Genomic DNA, 25,327 nt, shown 5'->3' with positions numbered 1-25,327 from the left:
GAGGGAGCACCATTAACACAAGGTGGCAAACGTTTGCGGCACCTTCCAATTAAGGTTAACGCCTACTTCAGTTCATCCCGACGGTAATCCAATAGTTCCTGGGATATTTCCCGGGTCTGTTCGTAGGCCTGGTGATAAATGGCATGAATTCGGTTATATTTGTTGACGTTATCCTGGTTGGGTTCGTAGGCCCGACCGTAATGAACAAATTGAGCTGCACAGTCTTGGAGACTATCAAACCAGCCTAATCCTACGGCGGCAATCATCGCGGCGCCCATGCCCGGTCCCTGTTCATTTTCTAGGCTAACCACCTTCGTATCAAAAATATCGGCCTGGATCTGGAGCCAAAGTGGGCTTTTGGCTCCGCCCCCAATGGATACGACCGTATCGAATTGGGCTCCGTTCGCCTTATAAATATCAAAGATATCCCGGAACGAAAAGATAATTCCCTCCAAAACGGCACGGACAAAGTCATAGGCTTGATGGGTTCCATCAACCCCCAGAAAGCTTCCGCGAATTTCCGCATCGGCATATGGCGCCCGTTCGCCCACCAGATACGGGGTGTAAAGCAGCCCATTCGCCCCCACCGTCGACTTTGCGGCACTCGCCACAAAATCCGTAAAGTCCGTGTTTTTAGCAAAGGTCTTTTTAAACCAGTCGAGGGAATAACCGGCTGCAAGCGTCACCCCCATTGAGTAATACTGGTTAGGAATGGCATGATCCTCAAACTGGATTTGACCGTGGTAGTTCACGTCAGCTGAGTCCTCGTACTTCAAGACAACGCCCGAAGTCCCAATGGAAGACATCACCATGTTAGAACTTAAAATGCCGGCTCCAACGGCCCCCGCGGCATTATCGCCGGCGCCCCCGAATACCCGGGTGGCCTCCGCTAATCCCGAAAATTCTGCGTAGTTAGGGGTGATGTTTCCGACATCATCAATTGACTGAATCAACGGTGGGCACATTGATTCAGGAATCTCAAACAACTGACAGATTTTTTGGCTCCATTTTCCGTCGGCAACGTCTAAGAGGACCGTTCCCGTGGCATCCGAGTAGTCCATTCCCAGTTTGCCCGTCATGCGGAACCGGACGTAATCCTTCGGAAGCAAAAACGTTGCGGCCCGAGCCCAAATTTCCGGCTCATTTTCCTTGACCCACAACATCTTAGGGAGGGTAAATCCTTCAAGGGGTTCATTTCTCGTAATCTCGACAAATTCGGCGCCCATCTTTTCCTTAATTTCTAAGCACTGCTGTGTGGTTCGGGTATCGTTCCACAAAATTGCGGGCCGCAGCACCTTATTTTGAGCATCCAGAAGAACGAGTCCGTGCATCTGACCCGAAAAACTGATCCCCTTGATTTCGGCTGCTGGGATTTGGTCGTTCAAAATTAGTCGGACAATGGCAACGGTGGTACCTGAAACCCAGTCTTCGGGATTTTGCTCGTTATAGCCCGGTTGCTTTTGAATTAAGTCGTACGAAAACTTTTCCTGCGCTGCAATGTTGCCTGACCGGTCAACGGCCGAAACTTTCACAGCACTGGTACCTAAATCGACACCTAGTACGTATTCTCCCATAGTGGTTTTCCTCCTGGTAGTTAAAATGGGCGCCACTCTCAGCTCCCAAAGTCTAAGAATCAGCGCCCATTCGTGTTTTAGGATAAGAGGTTTAAATCCTGCTTACTTACTTAACGTTTCAATCATGTAGTGGTTAATGGTGTCCTTAATCTGTTCAAGGTGATCGGAGTGGGTAGAAGTAATTAATTCGGACTGTGGCATATCCAGAACTTGCTTTTCTAAGGCCGCCATATCAGCCGTTCCGTTATCAATTTCCGCCCCAATGCCAGAATCAAACGAACTGTACCGTTCTTTCACGAGGTCATCTAAGAAGCCATCTTCCTTCATCGCTACCGCAACCCGTAAGCCAGCGGCAAAACTATCCATTCCAACGATGTGGCCGTAGAAGAGGTCGTCCGCTTCAAAGGATGACCGTCGTGGCTTGGAGTCAAAGTTAAGTCCGCCCCGTGGTCCAATGCTACCATTCTCAACGACTTCTGTCATGGCCGCAATGGTTTCATAGAGGTTTGATGGGAACTCATCAATGTCCCATCCAATTAACTTATCCCCTTGATTTGCGTCCAATGAGCCCAGCATATCCGCAATCCGGGCCACCCGAATTTCGTGTTGGTAAGTGTGGCCCGCTAGATTAGCGTGGTTGCCTTCGAGGTTTAACTTAAAGTCCTTATCTAGGTCATATTCCTTCATGAAGGCAATCGTGGTGGCAGCGTCAAAGTCATACTGGTGAGTGGTCGGTTCCTTTGGCTTTGGTTCCAATAAGAATTGAGCGTCAAACCCAATTTCGTTAGCGTAGTCCTTTACCATGTGGAAGAACTTCGCAATGTGGTCCTGTTCCCGTTTCATATCGGTATTCCAAAGGGATTCATATCCTTCCCGGCCGCCCCAGAAGACGTAATTTTCGGATCCCACGCGCTTACCAATTTCTAAACTATGCTTGATTTGGGCAGCTGCATAAGTATAAACCTCTGCGGAAGGTGAGGTCGCAGCTCCATTTACAAACCGGGGATTCGAGAACATATTTGACGTGTTCCAAAGAACCTTCATGCCCGTCGTCTTTTGGTACTCGACAATTTTATCCACTACCTTATCCAGGTTAGCGTTTGTTTCGCGAAGTGTATTACCTTCCGGAGCTAAATCGCGGTCGTGGAAACAGAAGAAGTCGACGCCCAGTTTATCGTAAAATTCAAAGGCGGCGTCCACCTTCGCCAACGCCAAATCCATTGGATCAGTGTATTTATCGTACGGCCGTTGTGCGGTCCCGTCCCCAAAGTTGTCGACTAACCGTTGGTCAAACGTGTGCCAGTAGGCAACCGAAAAGCGTAACCAATCCCGCATTTTCTTACCACCAATTACTTCATCCGGATTATAGTACTGGAACCCTAGCTGGGACTTTTTGTCCTGGTGGCCAATGTATTCAATTTTATTGATGCCCTTCCAATATTCTTCAGTCATTGATAAAACTCCTTTTTTATTTAGTTTGTTGTAACAACCAACTTACAATGCTAATCATAACGATGCCGTTCAATTTTTGCAAGCGTTTTCGAAAAAAATCCCAATAAAAAAATCACCAACTCCCCAGTAAGACCGGTTTATCAGTGATTGACGGCGATTAATAATCTTCAGTTTGGGTAAAGTAAATGTCAAAGTTGTCCATTTGCAAAACGTGGTGGGTAATGAGCGAACATCCCCCGAGCAAGGTAGCGTACTGCGCATTATGCGTCAGTTTAATGGGCATCTCAATTAGCGAGTATCGCTGATAGTCCTCTTGAATCCAGGTTAACATTTCAGGAATTTTTTCAATTAGCGGGGAATTAATAAAGACTGCGTTCGGATCAAAGGTCGTCACCATATTATAAATAACACCCGCTAAGACCTTAGCGCCGTGAATGAGAACCCCAAGGGTATCGTGATCATTCTTTTTAAATAGCGCCACAATATCATTCCGGTCGAGGTTTTCCTCGTGTTTTAACTGTTCAATTTGATTAATTAACGCGTCCTCGGAACAGATCTCCTCTACGTGTTTGACGTCATTCTGGCCGGTGGGGGCTAACGAACGGCCGATTTCTCCGGCCTCACCGTGTTCGCCACGGTACAGGCCCCGGTTTAAAATTATCCCGGCCCCTAACCCATGGTGCACACTAAAGGTCACCGTGCTATTGACTTGGTGGGCCCCGTTAAAATCCCGTTCGTAAATTGCCGACAGGTTCGCTTCGTTTTCTAAAATGACGGGCACCTGAAACCGATCCTCGAAGTGCTTCGAAAAATCGACGTCCTGAAAGCTTAAGAACGGCGTATAGGTCACCCGATTGTGGTCAATAATTCCGTGAATGGAAAAACAGATCCCCAACAGTCCGTGGGCCGTTGCGTCACCGGCAATTGCTTGTTCAATGGAAGCTTCGCACGTTTGAATGATTTCTTCTAGCGAATGATCCGCCATTTCTATCCGTTCGTAGGAGAGAACATTCGCATTTAAATCGTTGGCCATGGCGTGTAGGTGATGGTAACCCAGGTCAAAGGTCATGGTAAACCCATACTGCCGGTTAATGGTAACCATGGTCGGTTTCCGTCCCCCCGCATTAGAGGCATCCCCATGACCCAGTTCAGACACAAACCCCCGGTCCATCAGCGTATTATAGAGGGAGGAAACAGTTGATTTATTCAAATCTAGCTGGTGCGAAATCTCAATTCGTGAAGTTGGGTGATTATTAAAAATTTGTTGAAGCACTAAACGTAGGTTTTGGTCGTGCAATTCATCGCGATTCATACTTTTATGAATCATAGTTGATTCTCTCCCTTATGAACTTAATTTTGGATAATTTCAGTTGGTTGGATCAATCACTTAAGGCAATACCATTCTATAGCTTTAAGTGGGTGGCGTAAACTCCAAAATCCGTTAAACCAGCGGATAAGTCGTCTGCCGTGGCAAACGGTCCCAATCACGCTATAATGTGGTTGTATAGAAATGACGACCAGGAGGTGTATCGGATGGCTAACATCTACCAGTTTCAGGAAACCGAGATGAACGGTCAACCCATTGATTTTGAAACCTACCGTGGCAAAGTATTACTCTTAATGAACACTGCTAGTAAGTGTGGGTTTGCTCCGCAACTCAAGGGGTTTGAGGCCATGTACCAAGAATACCATAACCAAGGATTAGAATTGTTAGGTTTACCATCAAACCAGTTTCACCAGGAACTGAGCACCGATGAAGAAACCGAGGACTACTGTCAAGTCCACTACGGCGTCACCTTCCCAATGACGAAACGAATTCGGGTGAACGGCGCCGGCGAAGATCCGCTGTTCGCCTACTTGAAGGCCCAAACAAACAGCGGCCGGATCAAATGGAACTTTACTAAGTTTCTCATTAACCGTGATGGGACACTCATCAAACGGTTTCCCCCGCGGACCACTCCCGAAAAAATGCTGCCGGACGTCATTGCCGCACTGAATGAATCCAACGAAGGTTAAGTCGTCGGTCCTAAATAGACAATCAACGACTAAATAGAGCGACCGCCCGCCAATTAACAGATAATTGGTTCCGGACGGTCGCTCTATTTTTATCGCGGGTACCCCATGTCCCTATGGCAACATCCCTCCTTACCTGATAGAATGGGAAGCATAATCCTACGCAAAAGGAATGATCAAATGGCGACGTTACAATTACTTCCCCTCTTAATTCTGACGGGAGCTGCCGTTTGGGTTGGAATTGTGCTATGGCGGCAAAGCCCCTCCTGGCTGGACCGGCTTCTCGCCGTTGCCCTTCCCGTCTATGTCATCTGTGTTTTCAACCTCATTTTTACGACCGTTCACCTTAGTTTTATTCAGAGTCTCCCCTACCGGTATCTTTGGGTGGGTAAGGCCCAGGTCATTATTATTCCCTTTCAGGGCTATGATGAACAATCAATACTGAACATTATCATGACGGTTCCCCTCGGGATCTTCATCGCCCTATTAGGCCGTGACCAACTCCCTAAGTTAACCACCGTATGCCTGATTGGCCTAACCACCGGACTATTTAATGAAGGGATGCAATTTATTTTGGATCAGCTCATTTCTTTAAACCGGACGGTCGACATTATGGACGTCATTGATAACGGCTTAGGTGTCATACTTGGTTACTTGCTTGGCCTTGGTCTTCTCGTTTTCTTCCAACGATACTTTCATCTTCCTCCCCACAAATAATTAGCGTTGCTCCACGTCAAATTGGGCCGTTAGCTAAGATCACAATCTGATCGATTAGCTAACGGCCCAATTTTAATTTAATTTCGGTTAATTTCCGTCCGCCTACTTAATTTTCAACTGACTCAACTGTTCCTGAACGGTCGCTAAATCGACGCCGGCTTGAAGTAAAGCCCCCGCCGTATAGGCACCTTCAACCAACGCCACATCGTATAGATGCACGGGCTTGGGACTCATTTCAATTGCCATCGATAAGTTCATCTTGGCACTACCTAGGTCATAGAAAGCTAAAACTTCGTCGGCTGTATTCGATTCAATTGCGGCGTTAATTTTGGCCACGCTAGTTCCAATTTCACCTTCATCGGTGCCGCCCGCCGTGGTAATTGCAACGTCAGCCGCGCCCTGTTCAACTAAGGTTTTTACTCCCGCTGCTAAACCGGCAACGTGCGACACAATCACAATTCCTAATGTCATCCCACTAACCCCACTTCAAATAAGTTATGAAACAAATATCCGCTGGACACGGCGCCTGGATCAAGGTGCCCGATCGACTTCTCACCAACGTAAGAGGCCCGGCCCTTCGTCGCCTTCATGTCCTTAGTTGATTCAACCGCATCGTCAATAACGATTGGGGTGACGTTCCCCCGCTTTGCGGCCTTAACGACCGGTTCCCAAACGTCCAGCATCGTTTTTTCACCGGGCTTGGAATCCCCGCGTTTTTCCATGGCCTTCATCGCCTTATCAAGGATTTTCACCATGTCGGTGGTCCTTTGACTTTCCTTGTACATTTCTAAGAAGGCCGTGCCATATAGGGCTCCTGAGGCACCTCCCACCTTGCTGACAATTGCCATAGCAACCGCCTTAAACGTTGACGGCACATCATCCGGCGCCGTTAACAGGGCCGCCTCAATGGCATCGGCCCCCCGAGCTAAGTTACTGCCGTGATCCCCGTCACCGATGACTGAATCTAATTCATTGAGGTACCCTTTATTAGCCTTAATATCCTTGGTCCACCCGTTCATCCACTGGGCAATGGTTTCAACTGTTAACATCTAATCCCTACTTTCTTACCATGGCGATTGTATTCACCGGGTAGTTTAATTGTTTGAGCCACTGGTCCTCCCTCAGTTTGAGCAGGGTTAATGACACACCGGCCATATCTAACGACGTCATAAAGTTCCCGACCTTAGTAAAATCAGCCTGGACGCCAAAGTCGGCCAGCTGATTGAGAACATCCCGCATAAAGACAAATTGTTCCATTAGTGGCGTCGCGCCCATCCCGTTAACCAAGACGGCGTAGTGGTCCTCTGGGGTAAAGTTAAATTCATCATTCAACCGGGCCAATAATTCTTCGGCTAGTTTGGCAGAGGGCTGCATTTCTTCACGCCGATAACCGGGTTCGCTATGAATTCCGACGCCGTATTCAACTTCATCCTCCGCCAGGGTAAACCCAGGTTTACCAACCTCGGGTACGGTAGCCGCACTCAGGGCCACCCCGATCGTTTTCAGATTGGGCAGAACCTGTTTGGCCAAGGCTTCAATTTCGGACAAACTCGCACCACTATCTGCAGCGGCACCTAAGATTTTTTCCATGAGGACCGTACCAGCAACGCCGCGCCGGCCCTGAGTGTATGTACTATCCTCTACCGCAATATCATCATCGACCACAATAAACCGAACGTCGATATCGTCCATGACCGCCATCTCACGGGCCATATCAAAGTTCATGATATCTCCGGAGTAGTTCATAATAATCATGAAAACCCCTTTACCGTGGTCGGCGGTCTGAATGGCTGCTAAAATTTGATCAGGGGTGGGCGATGAAAAAATCTGGCCACAAACCACCGCTGACAGCATTCCCTCACCAATGTAACCCGCGCTGGCTGGTTCATGCCCCGTTCCACCACCGGTAATTAAACCGACTTTATTCGTCATTGATTCTTCCTGACTGCGAACTAAAACCAGAAGATCATCGAGCCGTTTAACGTATTCGGGATAGCTCAGGGCCATTCCATCAACCATTTCTGTCACAATTTGTGTGGCATCATTCATTATTTTTTTCAAATAGACCACCTCTTTCAAAAGTAATTCCGCCTCTAGTATACCTTTTTTTGATCGTTTGTAACCGTTAACGCAACTCGTCAGGCCAATTAGTTCCTTGTCGTCTCCTCCCGCTTTATAATGAACGTATTAACGCAAAGGGAGACGATCTAATGGCTGCACCATTCATTTGCTACTTTACTTACACTGGCAATAGCAAAAAAATTGCGGAAACCGTCCAGGCTTACATTGGGGGAAACACGGTTGAAATTAGGGCAACCACGCCGTACTCATCCAATTACCAGACAACGGTTAAACAGGCCCAGCAAGAACACAATGACCTCAGTTACCCGGCAATTACGATTCCGGCAATTAACTGGGCCAGCTTTAATAACCTCATCCTTGTCTTTCCAAACTGGTACGATTCCATTCCACGCCCCGTTGCCACCTTCTTTAAGCAGGCCGATTTAAAGGGGAAGAACGTCATTTGCCTCGTCTCCAATTCATCGAGCGGAACGGGCGACTGCATAACAGATTTACACGATGTCAACGACGAGTCAGAAACGATTGATGGGATCTCCGTCTCGGATCCGAGTTGGACCGGATACGTGGACGTCGTCAAGTCCGATTTAAACTAATGTAACGACCAAACGAAGCTTCGGATAAATGACCAGCTTCGTTTTTTTACTGGCGTTTGAAGAAGCCGTTAAAATTTTCTGGTTTTTTCCCGTTTAGTTAACATTGGCGTTACACTAAGAGTATGACATTTAAGGAGTGAATCCACATGAACCTTTTACATAACGGACTCAAGGGAATTGAAGTTGGCTACGGGATTTTATTATTCTGTCTGATTGCCCTAACCGTGACCCAATTCATTTACGCGTACCAAACGAAGCGTCAGTTTCAATTGACCAGCGGATTTCAAGAAATTCACCGCCAAAATCAGTTGGGCCGACAACTGGATGCCACATTGAACGCTCTTTTTCGGCTAACATTAGCCGGATTATTAGTCGTTGCCATTAGTCTAATCGTGACCCTCTTTTTCCTTAATGAATCCTATAGTGTGGTCTTAAACCATCAATTTACTTTTGATATGGTATTTGGGATCGTCATTTTTCTGACGGGCCTAATTCTGGCCTACTCGGTTAACCGTAACAATAACCTATTAATCAATCAAGTTAACCCCCAATGGCACGGTCAGCCGCTATCCTTTGTCCCTATGTCCAAACCAATCTTGACCGCCATGATCCACGGCAGCCGAACTCTGGCTCTGGCCGGCCTGATCATTATGATTTCAGCGGTTGTTGCCCGCACAGGACTTAACGCTGTGATTTAGTTTACTTACGGTTTCGTTGATCCATCCCCATAATAAATTAAAGCCGCCAGCAAGTTCGAATTGAACGTTGTTGGCGGCTTTAATTTATCAATACTTCCCCGGCTTTTATCCTATTTCGCTAACATTTAGTCCGATTTTAATCAGATTAGCCAGGGGGTCTTGAACTTTGTGACAAAGTTAGCTATAGTGAAAGTGATTCTTGGAATCGTTTACATATTTATCATTAGTTGAGAGGATGGTACCAATTATGAGTGAACGTAGTTATGACTTTTTAATGCCGAGTGTTAACTTTTTCGGCCCCGGAGTGATCAAGCAGATCGGGGATCGGGCTAAAATGTTAGGAATGAAGAAACCCCTAATCGTAACCGATAAAAATTCAGTGAACTTAAAGAACGGGGCTGTGGATCAAACCCTAGCCTCCCTCACCGAAGCCGGTGTCGCCTACGTGATGTTTGACAGCGTTGAACCCAACCCCAAGGTCAGAAATATTCAGGCCGGTAAGAAAATGTACCAGGAAGAAAACTGTGACTCCATTATTACCGTAGGTGGCGGTTCAGCACACGATACCGGGAAGGGAATTGGCATTATCCTCACTAACGGTGACGATATTACCCAACTAGCCGGAATTGAAACCTTAGAAAATCCCCTCCCACCATTAATTGCCGTTAACACAACTGCCGGAACAGGATCAGAATTAACTCGGCACGCAGTAATCACGAACGAAGAAACCCACTTGAAGTTTGTGGTGGTTTCCTGGCGGAATATTCCGTTAGTTTCCTTTAACGATCCCACCCTTGAGTTAGACATTCCGGATGCCATCACCGCATCAACCGGGATGGACGCCTTTGTTCAAGCCGTGGAACCTTACGTTTCAACCGATCACAACCCCATTACCGATTCACAATGTATTCAAGCCATCAAGTTAGTTGAAGAATCCCTTCGCCAAGCCTATGCCAACGGCCACGACTTGGATGCCCGGACTAAAATGGTCGAAGCCGAAATGTTAGCTGGGATGGCCTTTAATAACGCTAACTTAGGCTACGTCCACGCAATGGCACACCAATTAGGCGGCCAATACGATGCTCCCCACGGGGAATGCTGTGCCCTTTTGCTCCCCTACGTTGAACAGTGGAACCTGATTGCTTGTCCCGATCGGTTTGCTGATCTCGCCCGGTTTATGGGTCAAAATACGGATGGTTTACCCACCCGTGAAGCCGCTGAATTAGCCATTGAAGCTATGCAGCAACTCTCATCCGACGTTGGAATTCCCGCTTCCATCAAAGCCATTGGGGCTAAGCCAGAGGACTTCGAGCTGATGGCCGAAAACGCCCTTAAGGATGGGAACGCCCTTTCGAACCCCCGGAAGGGAACCAAGGAAGATATCGTTAAAATTTTCCAAGCCGCCTATGACGGCGACCTCAGTGAACTCTATTAAGCTCTCCGATTGAATCACATTCGTTAGAATAATCGGCCCATTTCGTATATCCGTCGGCTTGTTTAGCCTGCTATTATACGCATTAGGTCAACAAAAATAAACAGTGTATCCATAAATAGTATGGATACACTGTTTATTTTTTTGATCAAAGTCCCTTATGTTCCGATCGAACTTTTTTACTTGGGTTCCTCGTACCTTTGGCCCCGGACGTAAATTGCGATAGCATACCCAACGGTTAACACCGCCAGCAATCCGCTTGCCCACCAAATCGTGGTGACTCCCCACCGATTTTGTAAAATTGCCGATACCATGGCTCCCAGGGCAAAGCAAACAACCAACTGAAGAAAAATTAGCGCCGTCGTGAGCTGATGGTGGTCGTGGGTGGTGACAAAGTTAGCGAGTCCTACCATAGCCTTTTTAATGTTTCCCGTGGAGAAAACGTTATTGTAAGCCCGCCCCTCAATCTGGCTGAACACCGTCGTCTGCATGGCCATCACACAGGCAAGTAACGGAACAATTGCAATGTTTGGCAGGGACCGGGGAAGGATCCCCACCACCGCAAAAATGATAACTTCCAAACTCAGGACGGGAACCCGCCAGTAATGGGTCCGATGTTTTTTTCGAATAATTTCCCCCAGAAAACACCCGAAAGCAAAGGCACAGATAGTTACCAGCTTAGCGGTAACCCCGTTAAAATCCTGGTTGGCAATGTTCACACTCGTAAAGATAATGTTTCCCGTTTGTCCCGCAGCTAAAATTCCGCCCCGCTGTACAAACGTGTACGCATCGATAAATCCTCCCACCATCATTAAAGCGTTGGCCATAATGCGGGTTGAATAAATCTCCGGAAAATCCTCTTTTTCAGCCATTGTTATCTGTCCCCTTCGGTTCGGTCATTTGGGATTGCACCTTTTGTTCCCGTTCGTAATCCCGAAAAACTAAGTATAACGCAATGTTTGCTACTAACGCCATTCCGAATAGAATAATGAACGCGCAAATTGCGCCAACCTTCGTACCCGAAACGTAGGCGATACCACGTTTTCCCGCTTGAAAACCGGCGATGACACTGGCAGGAATCGTGGTTCCAGCAGCCCCCGCAAACTGTTCAGCGGTATCAAATACGGCGTTACCACTTTCCCGTTCACCGCTGGCAAGGTCATCATCCCCGCTGGTCATTAGGTTACTGGTCGACACCCCAATGCCAAACATGTAACCAAAGTAAATCATTGAAATCAGAAAGGCCCCCATAAATTGGCCACTAATAATAAAGGCGAGTAACCCCAAGGTATAAATAACCGTTCCAACGGGCAAGACCTTTTGGGCCCCTAGCCGATCCAACCAGCGCCCGCTTACGGGTGCCACCAGCGCGGAAAACAGAGCCCCGGGAAAGACAACCCACGCCGCCACTATTGGGGTCTGCCGGTTAACAATTTGAACGTAATTAGAGAGAATAAATCCCACCGCTACCGCTGCTACCTGACTGATGAAAAAGGCTACTAACTGCCGACGAAATGACGCCACCTTAAAAATTGCGAGGTTAATAATGGGGTGCGTCAATTCCTTTGATCGATGTACGAATCCCCAAGTCGCTAGGCCGCTAAGACCAAGGCACCCCCACGTCAGCCAGGGACTAATCGCCGAATTCTTAACGGACGCCAACCAAAAGGTGGCACTAGCCAGCATGACGGCAATGAGAATCACACTCCACCCGTCTAAGTGAACGTCAGTCGTTTTTTGGATGGGGTGAATCGTTCTAATTCCTAGGAGGAAGGCAACCACCACCACAATGGCGCTTAGGAAGAAAATCCAGCGCCAATTAAGTAGCTGAACCATTAAACTCCCAAATACCGGACCAATCGCCGGTCCTAGGGTAGCAATGAGGGTTCCGACCCCCATCATCACCCCCCACTTCGACTCCGGCACCGTTTTAATAATCGTGTTATACATCAGTGGAATCGCTAATCCACCGGCGGCCCCTTGCACCATGCGGCCCACTAGTAAAATAATAAAGTTGGGTGCCCAGCCGCTGATAAACAACCCGATTAAGAACAGGCTAACGGCGGTCACAAAAAGGTGCCGGGTCGAAAAACGCTTCATAAAAAAAGGTGATAAACAGACCACAATCGCAACTGCGAGACTATACGAACTAATAACCCACTGAGCAACGTCCGTTGTTACGGAAAAGGCCCCCATGATTTTCGGCAGGGCAATATTTAAGGCCGTATGGACTGTTGTCCCAATGAGGCTTAGTAACCCCGTCGCAAGTACCGCTAACCAGACCGAAACTGGAACGGCCGGTTGTTTTATTGATCTCATTTTAGTCACTCCCATCATCCACTCTGGTAATAATTATACAGCGGACTCCCAAGGCGGCGGTGTTCAAGCACTCCCAAATCACTCATGTCCCCAGTTAACCCGGTGCCTCCCCCAATTCACCATAAAACGGGGATGATGGCCAACCTCGATCAAACGCTAATCGAAATTTGTCATCATCCCCGTTTTGAAAAACTTAACCGGTCTAAAAGCCCAGTTGATTCCACTGGCCAATTACCGGATTGGGTAAAAAGGCTGACGCTGTTTTTTGAGCCTGGGTACTCAAGGTTTGCCACCTCGACTGATCCGTTAATAAGTTGAGGACTTGATTGGCCATCTCCTTAAGATCAGCCTCTGGCACCAGGACGCCGTTTTTACCGGTATGAATTAAACTGGCCGTATCTGGAACGTCAAAGGCAATCACCGGCACACCATAGCTCATGGCTTCAAGTGCTGTGATGCCAAACGCCTCCTGTTTAGCTGGTGATAGCAGGACCCGACCCGTGGCGTACCGCTCCCCCAGTTGGTCGTCCGAAAGGTATCCCGCAAAGTCAACGGCCGAATCCACTTCCAGATCCTTAGCCAGCTGCTTGAGTTCCTCTAAGTACTCCGTGCTTGACGCATACCCAATCAGACTCATTCTAGCCTCAGGATTAACCGCCACGACCCGTTTAAATACTTGCAGGGCCATCTCAGGCCGCCGATCCTTGGCTAGGCGGCCAACGCAAAGCAGCTGATGATCCGGTGCGCCTTCCGTTACTTGATGCTCATGATGCTCCGTCACCACGGTGTCAGGAATCACACAGACGTTAGAATCAGGGTATAGCTCGGTGAGCGCCTCCTGCTGGCGAACGGTCGGGACCAAAATTCCATCGTAGCTCTCTTTGAGGGTCGTTAAGACCGGCTGATAAACGTCGTAGGGGGTCGTTGAGCCATCGGCATGAACGTTTTCCGTTAACCCATGAAAAGCGGCCCAGCGGGAACGAACCGGAGCGACCTTTGCAATCACTGCGTCTAACGACCGACGATCAGAAATTAGGACGGCTTCCCCATCCTTACCGACGAGTTGATTTAAAAAGTATAGGAATAACTCATCTTCCGTATTAAATCGTTGATCACCATCCGCTTGAGTCAGTTTCCACATGGTCGGCTGGAGCTGTCCGTCAACGTTCATAAAGGTTTCTTCAATGACGGTTGCCCCCGCACGGTTCAAGTAGTACCGAGCCCCTAAATTGCCGTCGGGATGAAAGTAATCAATGGACGAGATAAAGCCCCGCCAATCATAATTCTCACGTCGGGTGGGATTTCCAGCCCGATCATTCCACATAATCTCGTTGACTAACCCGACGGTTCCTGGCAGCACCGTAATCTTGGCTACCTGACGCCCCGCCTCATCCAGGGTCGAATAATTAGGTCCGTGGGAATGAATGTGGTAAGTATCCAAGGCAAGTTGCGGCACCAACCGAAGGGGCAATTCTTCACCGGTTTCATACAGAAGGCCCTGAAAATAATCATACATGTTAATTGACTCATCCGCCGTCAGGTTCATTGCCTCACGGTCATGGGATATAAATCGGTTATAGTTTCTGGAGACGTAAACGGCACGTTTCCCCACCTGGTTAAACAACCGGGTTCGGTTGGCCTGCGCATGTTCCGTTCCTGAATTAAGGGTAAAAATATTTTCACTAATAAAATAGTTCATGGTCACACCCCACTTCGATCCAAGGTGATATAGCGATTGGCTGCGAGTTTGGCCGGCCAGAGTCGATCGGCATCCACCATTAATGACTGCCACCCCTGCCAAACGGCTGCTTCAGAGTATCTACCGGCAGAGTCGTAGGCTCCCTGACATAGCCGTTCAGCTAGCTTCGGGTTTTGGAGCACTTCAATCATGCGTTTCGCGAGTGCCTGATAGTCGCCGTTTGGAACGACATAACCGTTAACGTCGTCCTCCACGATTTCATTTGGGCCATAATTCACATCGTAGGTAAATGAAATTAACCCGTGTGAAATCGCCTCTAAAATCGCTAAGTTAAACCCTTCCATTCGGGACGTTAATCCGTACATCATTGCCTGATTTTCCACAGCGTCGATATCAGTGGTATAGCCCTTTAGGTGAACGGTATCCTCTAAATGATTTTCCTTAATCACGGTTTCAATCATTCGCCGGGCCTTATAGTTATCGGATGAATCCGCGTAGCCGTATAAATCCAGGGTTACCTCGGGGACCGTCTGCTTCACAATGGCTACCGCTCGGACTAAATCGTCCAGACGCTTTTCCCAGGCTAGCCGGGCAAACACCACCATCTTTCCAAACTGACGTTTTTTGACGGGAATTTGTTTGGCGGCTAACCGAGCGTCACTCACTACTCCCACCGGAATGGTAAATAGGTGGGCACGGGGTTGAAACCGTTCCAATACATCTTGAGTTTGCTTTTTAGTGGCTGATACCACCGCATCGTAACCGTCCATTGCATTTAGCGAAAATTCATAGTTGTTATTCAGAATTTTTTCCCACGGATTTTGGGCATCGCCAGTTTGAGCATTATGTAAATGAAAAACGGTATAAGCGGGTCGTTTAAGGTGTAGGAACCCCCAGTCGGCCAAGTGACTGCGATCCATAACAAAAATATTGGGGTGCGCGAGCGACCAATAATCCGCGTTAACGGCGTCTAAAAAGTGCCGGGTAAATTCCTCAATTGTGTCGAACGTATACTCCTTATGGTCGTGGACGTCATTCAGGTACCAGCCCGTTTGCCGCCACTCCTGCTCCATATCATACCGGTGATAGCCCTCAATCACTGGCTGACCGTGTAAATCATACCAGGTCTCCGTTCCAATTTTATTATCAGGCGTATAGTGATCAGCCAAACTTAAAAAGCCGCGCTCGTCGTAATGATCCACCCGGTATAAATTATTAAAGCCATCAAAAAGCTCGACACTTTTAACGCGGTGGTTTTCACCCGCGTAGTTAATTCGGCCCAACAACTGGTGGTCGGCATCATACACTAAGTAGCGGCTTTCATCAGGATCTTCGTCGTAAACTGCCGCAGCCACCCCAAAATCAATATCGTGAACCCCAACAAATTTAGGGGTTACCGTTTGGGTACCCTGAAAATAGTCAAACATATTTAAAATTTGCTGATCGGTTAGTCCCGCTTGATGACTAGTCTTGTGCAGGGTTGGGTTCCAATCCCGTAACAAAATCAGCGCGGGAACCTGATGAGCCAAAAAGAGCTGCATCCGTTTTAATTCGGCGTGCTCAATTCCAGATTTCATCGGTTGCAAAGAACTATTAAAAAAGAAAATCATACGGTGATCCTCCTTGTGGACTTGATTTAATCACTCATCCCCGTTAATTTTAACATGTTCCCCGTTAAACCGATTAGTGGATGCCTAATAGGTACCCCAGCCCTGCTAAAATAACGCCTAATAACAATGATAAGCCGTCGTAGATCATGCCGTCTCTGCGCTGACCATCCTTCATTAAAATGATCGACTCGTTCATCCAAGTCGAAAACGTAGTTAATCCCCCACAAAACCCGGCCCCCAAGAACGTTTGCCATTCAATGGTCGGACTAATTCCAGTGAGCCACCCTAAAATAAAGGATCCCCCGAGGTTAATCAGCAGCGTTGAATAGGGAATTGCCATCCGTGCGTTCAACGGCTTAAATAAATTCATAATTTCAAACCGGCTTAGTGCCCCAAGGGTCGCACCCAATCCAGCTAAGACCGTTAAATTCATGTTACAATCCCCCTTCCTTCTTATGGATAATTCGGTTACTCAGTCGAACACCAAGGTAGGCACAGGTCAAGCCCCCGAACAGACTAACCATAACGTAAAGGATGGCCCAACTGAACTGATTAGTACGCAGAAGTATATAAAAATCCGTTGAAAACGTCGAAAACGTTGTAAAACTACCAATTAAGCCCGTACTCAACCCCGTTAGCCAAACATCTGACAGGGGTAAAATAGCGGGCAACCCCTCAGTAACAAACGCCAGTAAAAAACATCCTAACAAATTAATGGTACAAATTAACCAATAATGGTCGCCGACAAGTGGAATTAACGTCAAAGCTTCACGCAAAGCTCCCCCGACAAAAGCAAAAGCAGCAACGGAAATGAATTTCCGCATTCTCGTTCCCTCTCTCAAATAAACTATTCCTCCATTTTTTCATCTTTTAAATCTAACGTCAATGCTAGGTAGTCGCCTTTTTTGAGAAAACGTGCTAAAGTGAAAGGAATTAGGGGCTTAAAAAAATCGTTGTGGGGATAAAACGCACCAAATCAAGCTTAATAGCGAAAAGATTAACAAATTCACCATACTTTTTTAACAATTAAACAATTTTTTTCTGTTAAAGGTTTACAGGCGGTTATATTTTAGCTATACTAAGGGTACATATTCGGATTGTCGTCCGCCACAGTAATGTTTTTGAGATGATTCTCACCAGTAATGGGCTCTTACGTGAATTGCCATTATTGATTCTAATTACTGTACACATATATCATACTTATTCTACCGGCCGCGAAGTTTTTCGCAGCTGGCTTTTTGTTTTTTGGAGGCTTTTAGCGTTTTAAGCCAGCAAAAAAGCACAAGGGCCCTATCCCTTGTGCCAGTTAATTGAAAATTCGCTGCCAATAACATTAAAGCAGTGTTGGCCGATTGAATGTGGATTAAAAGGTATCAACGATAATAAATAGTTAATCCCGTATACAAAAAATGTAAAGTTAATCCGTTAGCAAATCCCGGTTTGCTAACCAAACATCCCAATCAATGCCGCTAATCGGTTAACCCTATTCAACCGACTGTAAAGAAGCCCGTTGGTGGCGTTGCCGAGCTTCAGCAATAATTGCCCGTTCTTCATTTACCGCGTCGTTAAAATGACGTAGTGAAGTCCGGTCAACAACCTTAGCTCCGTAACCTTTGGCTACGTTGACAACCTGTTTGAATGCTTCTCTCTCATGTCCTTGATCGATTTGCTTAAGCATATTGTCACCCCCAAATATTTCCTGTAGTTAACTACTTTTACAATTTTAATTATAAAGTGGCCACCCCCGTAGGTCTAGAAGATGTCATTTTTATCAAATATTTTTTACAAAAAATGAAATATAAGGGATTTTTATGGGTTCCAATTTATTTTTTATCGTCCGAAACGACTGTCATCACAACCATTTCAGGGCGTTAAATGCCAAAACAGCCGAAAAGTGACGTTACTTGACGTCCCTTTTCGGCTGTTTTGGGTTAGTTTAAGTGGATTCGGTGTAAAAACCGTTGCCATAATGTGAGTTTAGTCACGTCTTTCTTCCGGGACGCCTGACTGGTTGCCGCTTTGTCGTCCATGTAGACAATTTTACGCCACCGTTCTTGTTCCTGACGACTCATTTTCTTTTTTGCCAACTTGCTTGCTCCTTGATTAATCCTGGGACTCAATCTGATGCTCGGTTGCCGTCTTATCTAACTTGGCCACCTGAGAAAAATCTTGAATAAATTGAAGCACCCACTCAGCCTTATCTTCACCAAAAGTTTCAATCCACGAAGCAAAGAGGTCGTGAACCCGCTTGGTGATTTCTTCTTCGGCTTTTCTGCCGCTAGCAGTGAGCTTTAAGTACAAGCGCCGGCGATCTGTTTCATCAGGTAATTGATAAATATAATCACGCTTCAGGAGAACCTTAATTTGACGCGAAATGGCACTTCGAGTAACGCGCCGCTCACTAGCAATGTCCATGAGGGTCACGTGTTTTTGCTTAGCCACCGTGTGTAAAATCAGGTACTGTTCAAACGAAAGTTGAAACTCCCTAGCTGGTTCAGATACAAATTCATCAAGGTACTTCAGCGAATTCATATAAACCTCAATAAACGATTCAAGTAACCTATCCTCCACGTCAACGCTCTCCCTTCTAAAATAAATACAGCATCTATTTTAGCATGCGTTTAGGACAAAAACCATCCTATTTTAGGAACCCAGAGCGACGTAATCGCTTACGTTTTCTTCCTATGCTAGAATAAAATTAAAGAATCCCAGGAGGATATTATGAAGCTTTCTAACCTATTAATGATTATAATCTCAGGCTCCCTACTTTTAGCGGGATGCCAAGTCAACCAGCAGTCATCGGAATCAAAGACCAGTTCCCTTCACGCGGCTAAAACTAAAACAGCCGTTCCCGCGACATTCAGGCAGCAAACCTTTACCGTTAAGAATGAGGCAAGTTTTACCCTCACCAATCACGCCGTTGAAAACAGTTCCACTAAGAACCGGCAGTTACTGGTGATCCGAATGACCGTTAAAAATCTCGGCAAAAGGGAGTTTACTCCCGCCGACGTCTGGTCGAAGTACGTTTGGGCCGAACAGGATGGTAAGCGGCTGACGACGGGAAACCTCGCCTTTTCGACTAACCAGACTAGCGACAATAATCTGATGAACCGTTCGGTAATGCCCGTTAAACCCGGTCAGTCCGCCAAAATTTTAGCAACCTTTGAGCCTAAAACAAAGTCCATTATTAACGTTCACTTTACCAACCAGAAGAATACGATTCACGTTTCCCGGTATACCGTTAGATAGGAGATTAATGATGTCAGAACTAATTGATCGCGTTCACCAAGTTGAATTAAAAAGTTTAGCCACGTTTATTGAGTTGTGCGAGGCCCACCAGTTAACCTATACCCTCCTTGGCGGGTCGCTTTTGGGCGCTATTCGCCACAAGGGTTTTATCCCGTGGGATGATGACTTAGACGTGGGAATGCCCAGAGAATCCTACAATCAGTTTATTGAGTTGGCTAAAACCGAACTGCCAGCCGACTACTTCCTTCAGACCGAAACTAGCGACCAAAACTACGCGTGGGGGTATATGAAACTCCTGGACCGAAAGACCTACATCGTTGAACGCAATAACGTCAACAATGCACGGAAGGGCGTCTTTATTGATATTTTCCCGCTGGACCGAATTCCCAATGACCAGGGAGCACGGGACGTCCAAATTCAAACGGTTCGAGAAACGACCATCCGATTGCTCATTCGACTTGGGTACCGCTATTTTGATACCCCCTTTCGAACCTTCTTCGACAAACACGATCATACTAAGCAGGAAGACGCCCAACAACTGCGAACCCGCCGACTGACAGCCATGACCCAATATAACCAGGATAACCAGCTCACCCACGTTAAAAACCTTTCCTCCCAGTACGACTACGACCAAGAAGTGTTTACAATCGATCAAATCCACCATTTAATTACCGTTCCGTTCGAAACCTTGCAGGTCAAAGTTCCGGCCGACTATGACACGATTCTCACCCAGATGTACCATGATTATCAACAGTGGCCCGACGAAGCAGATCGAGTGTCAAAGCACCTGAATCAACTTATTATGGATAACCAAGTTTTTTATAACCGTTAAACCCAGCATTGGGAAGGAGCAGGATCTATGGCTAGTCATTACTTTGGCGCAATTTTACTCAACGTTACCAGCCTTCAGCTAGCAATTGTTAACCTTAAAACCCACCAGGACGTTACCCGGGTAACATCGAATGTGGCCCTCGGGGAAAATATTTATTCTCACGAACCCATTCCCTATTCAACGGTAATGGAAGCCGCTGACGCCTTAAAGGGGTTCCTTCAGCAGCTAAAGGACTATGACGTGACCCACTTCAAATTATGGGGGTCAAATGCCTTATCCACCGCTGTGAACGCCAACTTGGTGGCCGATCAATTATTCGTTCGTACGGGCATGCACGTTCACTGGCTATCAACCGGAGAGGAGGCCTACTACCGCAACATTGCGGTGGCTGAACAGACAAACGGGTACCTCTACTTCAATAAGAAGCCCACGGTGCTGTTAAGTTTGACCTCCGGGAACACCAACGTTTCCCTGTTTAAGCACGGCCAATATGAATTCTCCCGGAATATGAAACTCGGGCCGTTAAGAATTGAAGACGTTCTTCATGACTTGCAAGCCACCGCACCAAATCCGGTGGAAGTCCTGGCGGATTACATCAATCACGTTGTTGAAGACTTCTCCCGGTTTATGGCCTTTAAGGATAAAAAACACCGGGTGGTTCTCATCGGGGCCGGTCCCGTTAACCAATTTTTTATGGCGCCCCAGGAAGAACTCCAGGAAATCTCGGTTAAAAAATTTAGTCAATTTGCCAAAATGGTTCGGGAATCCTCCGACCAATACCTGATGGACTACCTTAAATTAGACGACCAGCGCGTCCAAATGGTCTTACCGGAAACCCTCCTGATTGCCCGGCTGCTGGAATTCGTCGAAGCCGATTCGATCACTCTGACCCGGGCAAACGTTCTGGATGGTCTTCTCATTAATGCCACCCTAAAACGGGCAAAACGCCGGCCCTACCTCAAGCAGGTTATTACTGCAGCTACCAACTTTTCGGACCGGTACCGGGTTGATCCGGCCCACAGAGATATTGTGACGGGATTTGCCCTTCACCTTTTTGACCAGCTCAAACCGATTCACCAGCTGCCGGAACGCGACCGGCTTTTGCTGCACGTGGCGGCTCTTGATCACGACGTCGGTGAGTTTATCGATGATGACGAACACTACGTTCATTCAGAGTACATCTTGTCACAGGTGGAGCTCATTGGTTTGTCCACCGAGGAAATTCAAACGATTGCGTCTGTTTCCCGGTACCACAGCTCGCAAACCCCCACGAACCATCCCGAAGCCTTCAATTTGCTCCCGCCCAAGAAGCGAATTGAAATTGCCAAACTTGCGGCTATTTTGCGAATTGCGGATGCCTTGGATGACGACGGACTCCAAAAAATCAAGAAAATTTCGGTATCCATTCAGGACCCCAAACTGATCATCACCGCCGAAAGCGACGATGAAATTGCTCTTAACCGCTGGGTCTTTAACTCTAAGGCCAAATTTTTCAGTGAAGTTTACGGCCTAATTCCGGTCCTAAAACAAAGGAGGCTGCACAAATGACCATTGACTTTCACAATCCAGATTATTACACCAACCGTGAACTCAGCTGGTTTGACTTTAACTTTCGGTGCTTAGAGGAAGCCCGGGACAAAAATAATCCGCTACTTGAGCGCCTCCGATTTTTAGGTATTACCCAAAGTAACGTCGACGAGTTCTTTAGCGTTCGGGTAGCCTCCGTCGCTAAATTAGTGGACGTTAACTACGATAAGCCCGACGCGGCCGGAATGACACCGAGGGAACAATTAATTGCCATTCATGAGAAGGCGCACCAACAAGTATCCCAACAGTATTCCACCCTAAAGCGCTCCCTCCTTCCGCTGCTAGCAGATATCAACGTCCATTTACTGCGGCCGGAAGATCTGACGCCTAAGCAGACGGAGTACATTGAAAAGTACTTTAACGATGAGCTTTATCCGGCTCTGACCCCGATGGCGGTTGATACATCACGGCCGTTTCCGTTCATCGGGAGTAACACACTAAACATTGCTCTGCGGGTAAATAAGCGGGGCCACACCACCGAGCAGCAGTTTGCCACCCTCCAAGTCCCGGACGTTTTCTCCCGGGTAGTGAGTTTGCCCGACGCCGAAAACGACTTCATCCTGCTTGATGACATCATTAAACAGTACATTGGCCGCCTCTTTATTAACTATGACGTTCAAGAAGCTGCGACCTACCGGGTTTTGCGTGATATGGACTTGGACGTTGCCGATGAAGATACCTCTGACCTCTTAAAGGAAGTTCAGCAGCAGCTCAAGCAGCGGGAACACGGCCCAGTAATGCGGCTTGAAGTCGCCAAAAAGATGTCCAAAAAACTGCGCCATAAACTTGCCGAATCATTGGACGTTCCAGAATTTGCCGTCTATGACATTCCGGGTCCCATTGACCTGACCTTCTGCAATGAAATGGCCAAAAAGGTGACGGGCCATGACGACCTGAACTACCCGCCATTTAAGTCTTACCAAAATCCGGCCTTAGACAGCCACCATAACATTTTCGATACGATTAGGCAGCGGGACTACATCATGCAGCATCCCTACGATTCCTTCAATCCCGTGACTGAATTAATTCATCAAGCGGCCATCGATCCCGATGTGTTAGCCATTAAAATGACGCTGTACCGGGTCTCTGGCAACTCACCGATCATTAAGGACCTCGGGACCGCCGCTGAAAACGGCAAACAGGTAACGGTTCTGTTGGAGGTGAAGGCCCGGTTCGATGAAGAACATAACGTTCATTGGGCGCGAACCTTGGAAAAGAAGGGGTGCCACGTTATTTACGGGTTAATGGGGCTTAAGACCCACTGTAAGCTCGCTTTGGTGGTTCGCCGGGAAGAAGACGGAATTCGGCGCTACATGCATATGGGTACCGGAAACTATAACGACGTCACCGCCCGCTTCTACACCGACCTCAGTCTCCTAACGGCCAATACTGAAATGGGAATTGATGCATCCAATATTTTCAATATGCTGTCTGGCTTCTCTGAGCCCCCTTACTTTCATCTGCTTCATATTTCACCAAACGGAATTCGCGACTTTTTAACCGAAAAAATCCATAACGAAATCAAAAACGCCAAGGCAGGTTTATCCGCGCACATTTGGATGAAAATGAACTCGCTCTCGGACGCCGATATGATCGCTGAACTCTACGAAGCCTCAGCAGCCGGGGTTAAGGTGGATCTTCTCGTCCGGGGAATTTGTTGTTTAAACGTTGGGATAAAGGGCGTCAGTGAAAACATTACCGTGCACTCGATTGTCGGCCGCTTTCTGGAGCACAGCCGGATCTACTGTTTTGAAAATCAGGGTGATGAGCAAGTCTACCTGTCATCTGCTGATTTAATGACCCGGAACTTAAATCGGCGGGTTGAGTTACTGTTTCCCGTGATGCAGCCGGATACCCGGGAACGTGTAATTACGATCTTCAAAACCCTCTGGGCGGACAACGTGAAAACCCGTTGCTTATTACCCGACGGTGTTTATAAGCACGTTGGTCACCGAGGGACCGAGCCCCACAATGCCCAGCGTGAATTTATCCGGGGAGCCGAAATTAAGGTGATGGCGGATCAAGAAGCTCGGGCTAAGGATTTAGAGGCTTCTTCCCACCAGTTTCAACCCTTAATGAGCCCCCACAATCAGCCAGAACCCTTTAGCGATGAGAATAAGGAGGACTAACTATGGAAAATTTTGTGGTCATTGATCTTGGTTCTAACTCCGTCCGGATGACCATTACTAAAATCAACGATGACAGCAGCTTTGAAACCGTCACCCAAATGAAGGAATACGTACGGCTGTCGGCGAATATGGGACCTAAGCACGAGCTCCAACCTGCCGCAGTCGATCGCACGATCCGGGCCCTCAAAAAATTTAAAACGGTCTACGATCAAGTGGCTGACCGACAATTAATTGCCGTTGCAACGGCAGCGGTCCGACAAGCCTCCAATCAAAAGAAGTTCTTAAAACGGGTTAGAGAAGAGCTAGGTTTAGAGTTGCACGTGATTTCGGGAACCGAGGAGGCCCGGTACGATTACATTGGGGTTACCCACACCCTCCCGACCCGAAACTGTATCATTTTAGATACCGGGGGTGGTTCAGCGGAATTAGCGCTCGTTGAGGCGGGACGAGCCAAGAACCTGATCAGTATACCACTGGGTTCGGTTACCCTCTCCCAACGGTTTTTAGAGCCCGATATTATCACCGCTAAGTCGCTTTATGAAGCCATGTCGTTTGTCAACGATATTTTTAACGGCGTTTGGTGGTTAAGAGATGGCCTCAACCTTCCCATCGTTGGCCTCGGCGGAGCTAACCGGACGCTCGCAAAAATTCAGCGTAACACCGAAAACTTTCGCAACTTCGAAGATATCCACGGTTACCGCATTTCTTCGGCGCAAGTTTCCGCCATTTTTTCCGGCCTATTAAATTTAGACTTAAACGGCCGAAAAAAGGTGCCCGGACTCTCCAAGGAACGGGCCGACATTATCATTGGCGGCTTAATTCCACTGGTACTCCTCATGCGGTTTATCGATTCTGACCGGGTCACCTTTTCTAACAGCGGCCTCAGAGAGGGCATCTTATACGAGCATTTGGAACAACTAGGTCAGCATTAGGCCGTTCTGCTTTCCAAAAACTGCTATAATAAAGCAGAAACTTTTTTGGGAGGATGACTCATTTGGCGAAAAAAAGTCATGAAACACTAACGCTTATTGAAGAAATTACCCGGTTAGACGGGTCGCGGTACATGGAAATTAGCAATATGGTTCAGAACGGCCGCGCTGAGTTGGCCCGCCTGCGGAATATGATCCAAGAAGTCCGGATTTTACAACTGAACATCCCCCATTCGCCAAGCGTTCAAGCTTATGAGGACTACATTAACGAAAACTACGTGATGCCAGGCGAAAACTTTGATCACTTCGAGGAGTGGGAAAAACCGGCTAAAATTCAAGAATTGGTGGATACCATTCTAAAGGAAAATCATATTGGTTAACCTGAAAAGGGGACGTCAGCCAGCTCGATCAA

General features: G+C 47.4%; 26 protein-coding genes. 11 read left to right on the top strand and 15 right to left on the bottom strand.

All coding sequences use genetic code 11. The features are described from left to right. Nucleotides 1-62: 62 nt before the first annotated feature. The 3 genes from xylB to DCM90_RS08535 form a co-directional block, all read right to left on the bottom strand. A complete protein-coding gene (gene xylB / locus DCM90_RS08545; RefSeq protein ID WP_109250946.1) occupies nt 63-1,574 on the bottom strand; it encodes a xylulokinase in 1,512 nt (503 codons plus the stop codon). Between the two features lie 102 nt (nt 1,575-1,676). Continuing rightward, nucleotides 1,677-3,026, bottom strand: coding sequence for a xylose isomerase (xylA, locus tag DCM90_RS08540; RefSeq protein WP_109250945.1), 1,350 nt, complete (start codon nt 3,024-3,026; stop codon nt 1,677-1,679). A 157-nt stretch (nt 3,027-3,183) separates the two neighbouring features. Continuing rightward, nucleotides 3,184-4,353, bottom strand: a complete 1,170-nt coding sequence (locus DCM90_RS08535) for an ROK family protein (protein WP_109250944.1) — start codon at nt 4,351-4,353, stop codon at nt 3,184-3,186. A 206-nt stretch (nt 4,354-4,559) separates the two neighbouring features. Between DCM90_RS08535 and DCM90_RS08530 the strand changes: the two genes are divergently transcribed. Continuing rightward, the gene (locus DCM90_RS08530) at nt 4,560-5,042 is read left to right on the top strand and encodes a glutathione peroxidase (protein ID WP_109250943.1); all 483 of its coding nucleotides are present in this window, start codon (nt 4,560-4,562) and stop codon (nt 5,040-5,042) included. A gap of 177 nt (nt 5,043-5,219) precedes the next feature. Then, nucleotides 5,220-5,756 (top strand): VanZ family protein, encoded by a 537-nt coding sequence (locus DCM90_RS08525; protein WP_165815259.1) that lies wholly within the window; start codon nt 5,220-5,222, stop codon nt 5,754-5,756. A gap of 102 nt (nt 5,757-5,858) precedes the next feature. On the opposite strand, the gene dhaM is transcribed toward DCM90_RS08525, so the two are convergent. Genes dhaM through dhaK form a run of 3 tightly spaced genes read right to left on the bottom strand, consistent with a single transcriptional unit; the run spans nt 5,859 to nt 7,817 of the window. After that, nucleotides 5,859-6,227 carry a dihydroxyacetone kinase phosphoryl donor subunit DhaM gene (gene dhaM, locus DCM90_RS08520; protein WP_109250941.1) on the bottom strand — a complete coding sequence of 123 codons (369 nt, stop codon included), beginning with the start codon at nt 6,225-6,227 and terminating at the stop codon, nt 5,859-5,861. Further along, on the bottom strand, nt 6,224-6,805 hold the full coding sequence (gene dhaL, locus DCM90_RS08515) for a dihydroxyacetone kinase subunit DhaL (protein ID WP_109250940.1): 582 nt from the start codon (nt 6,803-6,805) through the stop codon (nt 6,224-6,226). The genes dhaM and dhaL overlap by 4 nt, the downstream gene beginning before the upstream one ends. A gap of 7 nt (nt 6,806-6,812) precedes the next feature. Further along, nucleotides 6,813-7,817: a dihydroxyacetone kinase subunit DhaK gene (gene dhaK, locus DCM90_RS08510; protein WP_109250939.1), complete on the bottom strand. Its 1,005-nt coding sequence runs from the start codon at nt 7,815-7,817 to the stop codon at nt 6,813-6,815. 149 nt (nt 7,818-7,966) lie between these two features. On the opposite strand from dhaK, the gene DCM90_RS08505 reads away from it, so the two are divergent. The 3 genes from DCM90_RS08505 to DCM90_RS08495 all read left to right on the top strand — a co-directional run bounded on the left by DCM90_RS08505 (nt 7,967) and on the right by DCM90_RS08495 (nt 10,564). Further along, a complete protein-coding gene (locus DCM90_RS08505) occupies nt 7,967-8,431 on the top strand; it encodes a flavodoxin (protein ID WP_109250938.1) in 465 nt (154 codons plus the stop codon). A gap of 146 nt (nt 8,432-8,577) precedes the next feature. Next, complete coding sequence (locus DCM90_RS08500; RefSeq protein WP_109250937.1) at nt 8,578-9,129, top strand: hypothetical protein; 552 nt, start codon at nt 8,578-8,580, stop codon at nt 9,127-9,129. Nucleotides 9,130-9,376: 247 nt separating this feature from the next. Beyond that, nucleotides 9,377-10,564 (top strand): iron-containing alcohol dehydrogenase, encoded by a 1,188-nt coding sequence (locus DCM90_RS08495; protein WP_109250936.1) that lies wholly within the window; start codon nt 9,377-9,379, stop codon nt 10,562-10,564. Between the two features lie 176 nt (nt 10,565-10,740). On the opposite strand, the gene DCM90_RS08490 is transcribed toward DCM90_RS08495, so the two are convergent. The 9 genes from DCM90_RS08490 to DCM90_RS08455 all read right to left on the bottom strand — a co-directional run bounded on the left by DCM90_RS08490 (nt 10,741) and on the right by DCM90_RS08455 (nt 18,721). Then, the gene (locus DCM90_RS08490) at nt 10,741-11,433 is read right to left on the bottom strand and encodes a YoaK family protein (RefSeq protein ID WP_225366009.1); all 693 of its coding nucleotides are present in this window, start codon (nt 11,431-11,433) and stop codon (nt 10,741-10,743) included. Then, nucleotides 11,426-12,880 carry an MFS transporter gene (locus DCM90_RS08485; RefSeq protein WP_165815258.1) on the bottom strand — a complete coding sequence of 485 codons (1,455 nt, stop codon included), beginning with the start codon at nt 12,878-12,880 and terminating at the stop codon, nt 11,426-11,428. The genes DCM90_RS08490 and DCM90_RS08485 overlap by 8 nt, the downstream gene beginning before the upstream one ends. A 202-nt stretch (nt 12,881-13,082) precedes the next feature. Then, the gene (locus tag DCM90_RS08480; protein WP_109250934.1) at nt 13,083-14,579 is read right to left on the bottom strand and encodes a glycosyltransferase; all 1,497 of its coding nucleotides are present in this window, start codon (nt 14,577-14,579) and stop codon (nt 13,083-13,085) included. 2 nt (nt 14,580-14,581) lie between these two features. After that, nucleotides 14,582-16,189, bottom strand: a complete 1,608-nt coding sequence (locus DCM90_RS08475) for a glycosyltransferase (protein ID WP_109250933.1) — start codon at nt 16,187-16,189, stop codon at nt 14,582-14,584. A gap of 73 nt (nt 16,190-16,262) precedes the next feature. Then, nucleotides 16,263-16,622: a fluoride efflux transporter FluC gene (locus DCM90_RS08470; protein ID WP_109250932.1), complete on the bottom strand. Its 360-nt coding sequence runs from the start codon at nt 16,620-16,622 to the stop codon at nt 16,263-16,265. Between the two features lies 1 nt (nt 16,623). Further along, nucleotides 16,624-17,013, bottom strand: coding sequence for a fluoride efflux transporter FluC (locus DCM90_RS08465; protein WP_109250931.1), 390 nt, complete (start codon nt 17,011-17,013; stop codon nt 16,624-16,626). 659 nt (nt 17,014-17,672) lie between these two features. Next, nucleotides 17,673-17,867: a hypothetical protein gene (locus DCM90_RS08460; protein ID WP_109250930.1), complete on the bottom strand. Its 195-nt coding sequence runs from the start codon at nt 17,865-17,867 to the stop codon at nt 17,673-17,675. Between the two features lie 253 nt (nt 17,868-18,120). Then, nucleotides 18,121-18,276 carry a hypothetical protein gene (locus DCM90_RS10015; RefSeq protein ID WP_165815257.1) on the bottom strand — a complete coding sequence of 52 codons (156 nt, stop codon included), beginning with the start codon at nt 18,274-18,276 and terminating at the stop codon, nt 18,121-18,123. 16 nt (nt 18,277-18,292) lie between these two features. Further along, nucleotides 18,293-18,721, bottom strand: coding sequence for a MarR family winged helix-turn-helix transcriptional regulator (locus tag DCM90_RS08455; protein ID WP_109251088.1), 429 nt, complete (start codon nt 18,719-18,721; stop codon nt 18,293-18,295). A gap of 189 nt (nt 18,722-18,910) precedes the next feature. Here DCM90_RS08455 and DCM90_RS08450 point away from each other — a divergent pair, with 189 nt between their 5' ends. The 6 genes from DCM90_RS08450 to DCM90_RS08425 all read left to right on the top strand — a co-directional run bounded on the left by DCM90_RS08450 (nt 18,911) and on the right by DCM90_RS08425 (nt 25,295). Continuing rightward, nucleotides 18,911-19,438: a DUF5067 domain-containing protein gene (locus tag DCM90_RS08450; protein ID WP_109250929.1), complete on the top strand. Its 528-nt coding sequence runs from the start codon at nt 18,911-18,913 to the stop codon at nt 19,436-19,438. Nucleotides 19,439-19,448: 10 nt separating this feature from the next. Beyond that, nucleotides 19,449-20,270, top strand: a complete 822-nt coding sequence (locus DCM90_RS08445; protein ID WP_109250928.1) for a LicD family protein — start codon at nt 19,449-19,451, stop codon at nt 20,268-20,270. Between the two features lie 27 nt (nt 20,271-20,297). Further along, on the top strand, nt 20,298-21,818 hold the full coding sequence (locus tag DCM90_RS08440; RefSeq protein ID WP_109250927.1) for a Ppx/GppA phosphatase family protein: 1,521 nt from the start codon (nt 20,298-20,300) through the stop codon (nt 21,816-21,818). A gap of 2 nt (nt 21,819-21,820) precedes the next feature. Further along, nucleotides 21,821-23,986: an RNA degradosome polyphosphate kinase gene (locus DCM90_RS08435; protein ID WP_263852060.1), complete on the top strand. Its 2,166-nt coding sequence runs from the start codon at nt 21,821-21,823 to the stop codon at nt 23,984-23,986. A gap of 2 nt (nt 23,987-23,988) precedes the next feature. Then, a complete protein-coding gene (gene ppx / locus DCM90_RS08430; protein ID WP_109250925.1) occupies nt 23,989-24,918 on the top strand; it encodes an exopolyphosphatase in 930 nt (309 codons plus the stop codon). 62 nt (nt 24,919-24,980) lie between these two features. Then, complete coding sequence (locus tag DCM90_RS08425; protein ID WP_225366008.1) at nt 24,981-25,295, top strand: hypothetical protein; 315 nt, start codon at nt 24,981-24,983, stop codon at nt 25,293-25,295. Nucleotides 25,296-25,327: the final 32 nt, after the last annotated feature.

Origin of the sequence: Levilactobacillus bambusae, assembly GCF_003124125.1 — a bacterium.
GTDB classification, from domain to species: domain Bacteria; phylum Bacillota; class Bacilli; order Lactobacillales; family Lactobacillaceae; genus Levilactobacillus; species Levilactobacillus bambusae.
The sequence above is the reverse complement of the archived record's forward strand: the minus strand, read 5'-3'. Positions and strand labels throughout refer to the sequence as shown.

Coding starts and splice junctions, on each gene's coding strand:
- xylB (WP_109250946.1), bottom strand. CDS start 1,574: ATGGGAGAATACGTACTAGGTGTCGATTTAGGTACCAGTGCTGTGAAA.
- xylA (WP_109250945.1), bottom strand. CDS start 3,026: ATGACTGAAGAATATTGGAAGGGCATCAATAAAATTGAATACATTGGC.
- DCM90_RS08535 (WP_109250944.1), bottom strand. CDS start 4,353: ATGATTCATAAAAGTATGAATCGCGATGAATTGCACGACCAAAACCTA.
- DCM90_RS08530 (WP_109250943.1), top strand. CDS start 4,560: ATGGCTAACATCTACCAGTTTCAGGAAACCGAGATGAACGGTCAACCC.
- DCM90_RS08525 (WP_165815259.1), top strand. CDS start 5,220: ATGGCGACGTTACAATTACTTCCCCTCTTAATTCTGACGGGAGCTGCC.
- dhaM (WP_109250941.1), bottom strand. CDS start 6,227: ATGACATTAGGAATTGTGATTGTGTCGCACGTTGCCGGTTTAGCAGCG.
- dhaL (WP_109250940.1), bottom strand. CDS start 6,805: ATGTTAACAGTTGAAACCATTGCCCAGTGGATGAACGGGTGGACCAAG.
- DCM90_RS08505 (WP_109250938.1), top strand. CDS start 7,967: ATGGCTGCACCATTCATTTGCTACTTTACTTACACTGGCAATAGCAAA.
- DCM90_RS08500 (WP_109250937.1), top strand. CDS start 8,578: ATGAACCTTTTACATAACGGACTCAAGGGAATTGAAGTTGGCTACGGG.
- DCM90_RS08495 (WP_109250936.1), top strand. CDS start 9,377: ATGAGTGAACGTAGTTATGACTTTTTAATGCCGAGTGTTAACTTTTTC.
- DCM90_RS08490 (WP_225366009.1), bottom strand. CDS start 11,433: ATGGCTGAAAAAGAGGATTTTCCGGAGATTTATTCAACCCGCATTATG.
- DCM90_RS08485 (WP_165815258.1), bottom strand. CDS start 12,880: ATGAGATCAATAAAACAACCGGCCGTTCCAGTTTCGGTCTGGTTAGCG.
- DCM90_RS08480 (WP_109250934.1), bottom strand. CDS start 14,579: ATGAACTATTTTATTAGTGAAAATATTTTTACCCTTAATTCAGGAACG.
- DCM90_RS08475 (WP_109250933.1), bottom strand. CDS start 16,189: ATGATTTTCTTTTTTAATAGTTCTTTGCAACCGATGAAATCTGGAATT.
- DCM90_RS08470 (WP_109250932.1), bottom strand. CDS start 16,622: ATGAATTTAACGGTCTTAGCTGGATTGGGTGCGACCCTTGGGGCACTA.
- DCM90_RS08465 (WP_109250931.1), bottom strand. CDS start 17,013: ATGCGGAAATTCATTTCCGTTGCTGCTTTTGCTTTTGTCGGGGGAGCT.
- DCM90_RS08460 (WP_109250930.1), bottom strand. CDS start 17,867: ATGCTTAAGCAAATCGATCAAGGACATGAGAGAGAAGCATTCAAACAG.
- DCM90_RS08455 (WP_109251088.1), bottom strand. CDS start 18,721: ATGAATTCGCTGAAGTACCTTGATGAATTTGTATCTGAACCAGCTAGG.
- DCM90_RS08450 (WP_109250929.1), top strand. CDS start 18,911: ATGAAGCTTTCTAACCTATTAATGATTATAATCTCAGGCTCCCTACTT.
- DCM90_RS08445 (WP_109250928.1), top strand. CDS start 19,449: ATGTCAGAACTAATTGATCGCGTTCACCAAGTTGAATTAAAAAGTTTA.
- DCM90_RS08440 (WP_109250927.1), top strand. CDS start 20,298: ATGGCTAGTCATTACTTTGGCGCAATTTTACTCAACGTTACCAGCCTT.
- ppx (WP_109250925.1), top strand. CDS start 23,989: ATGGAAAATTTTGTGGTCATTGATCTTGGTTCTAACTCCGTCCGGATG.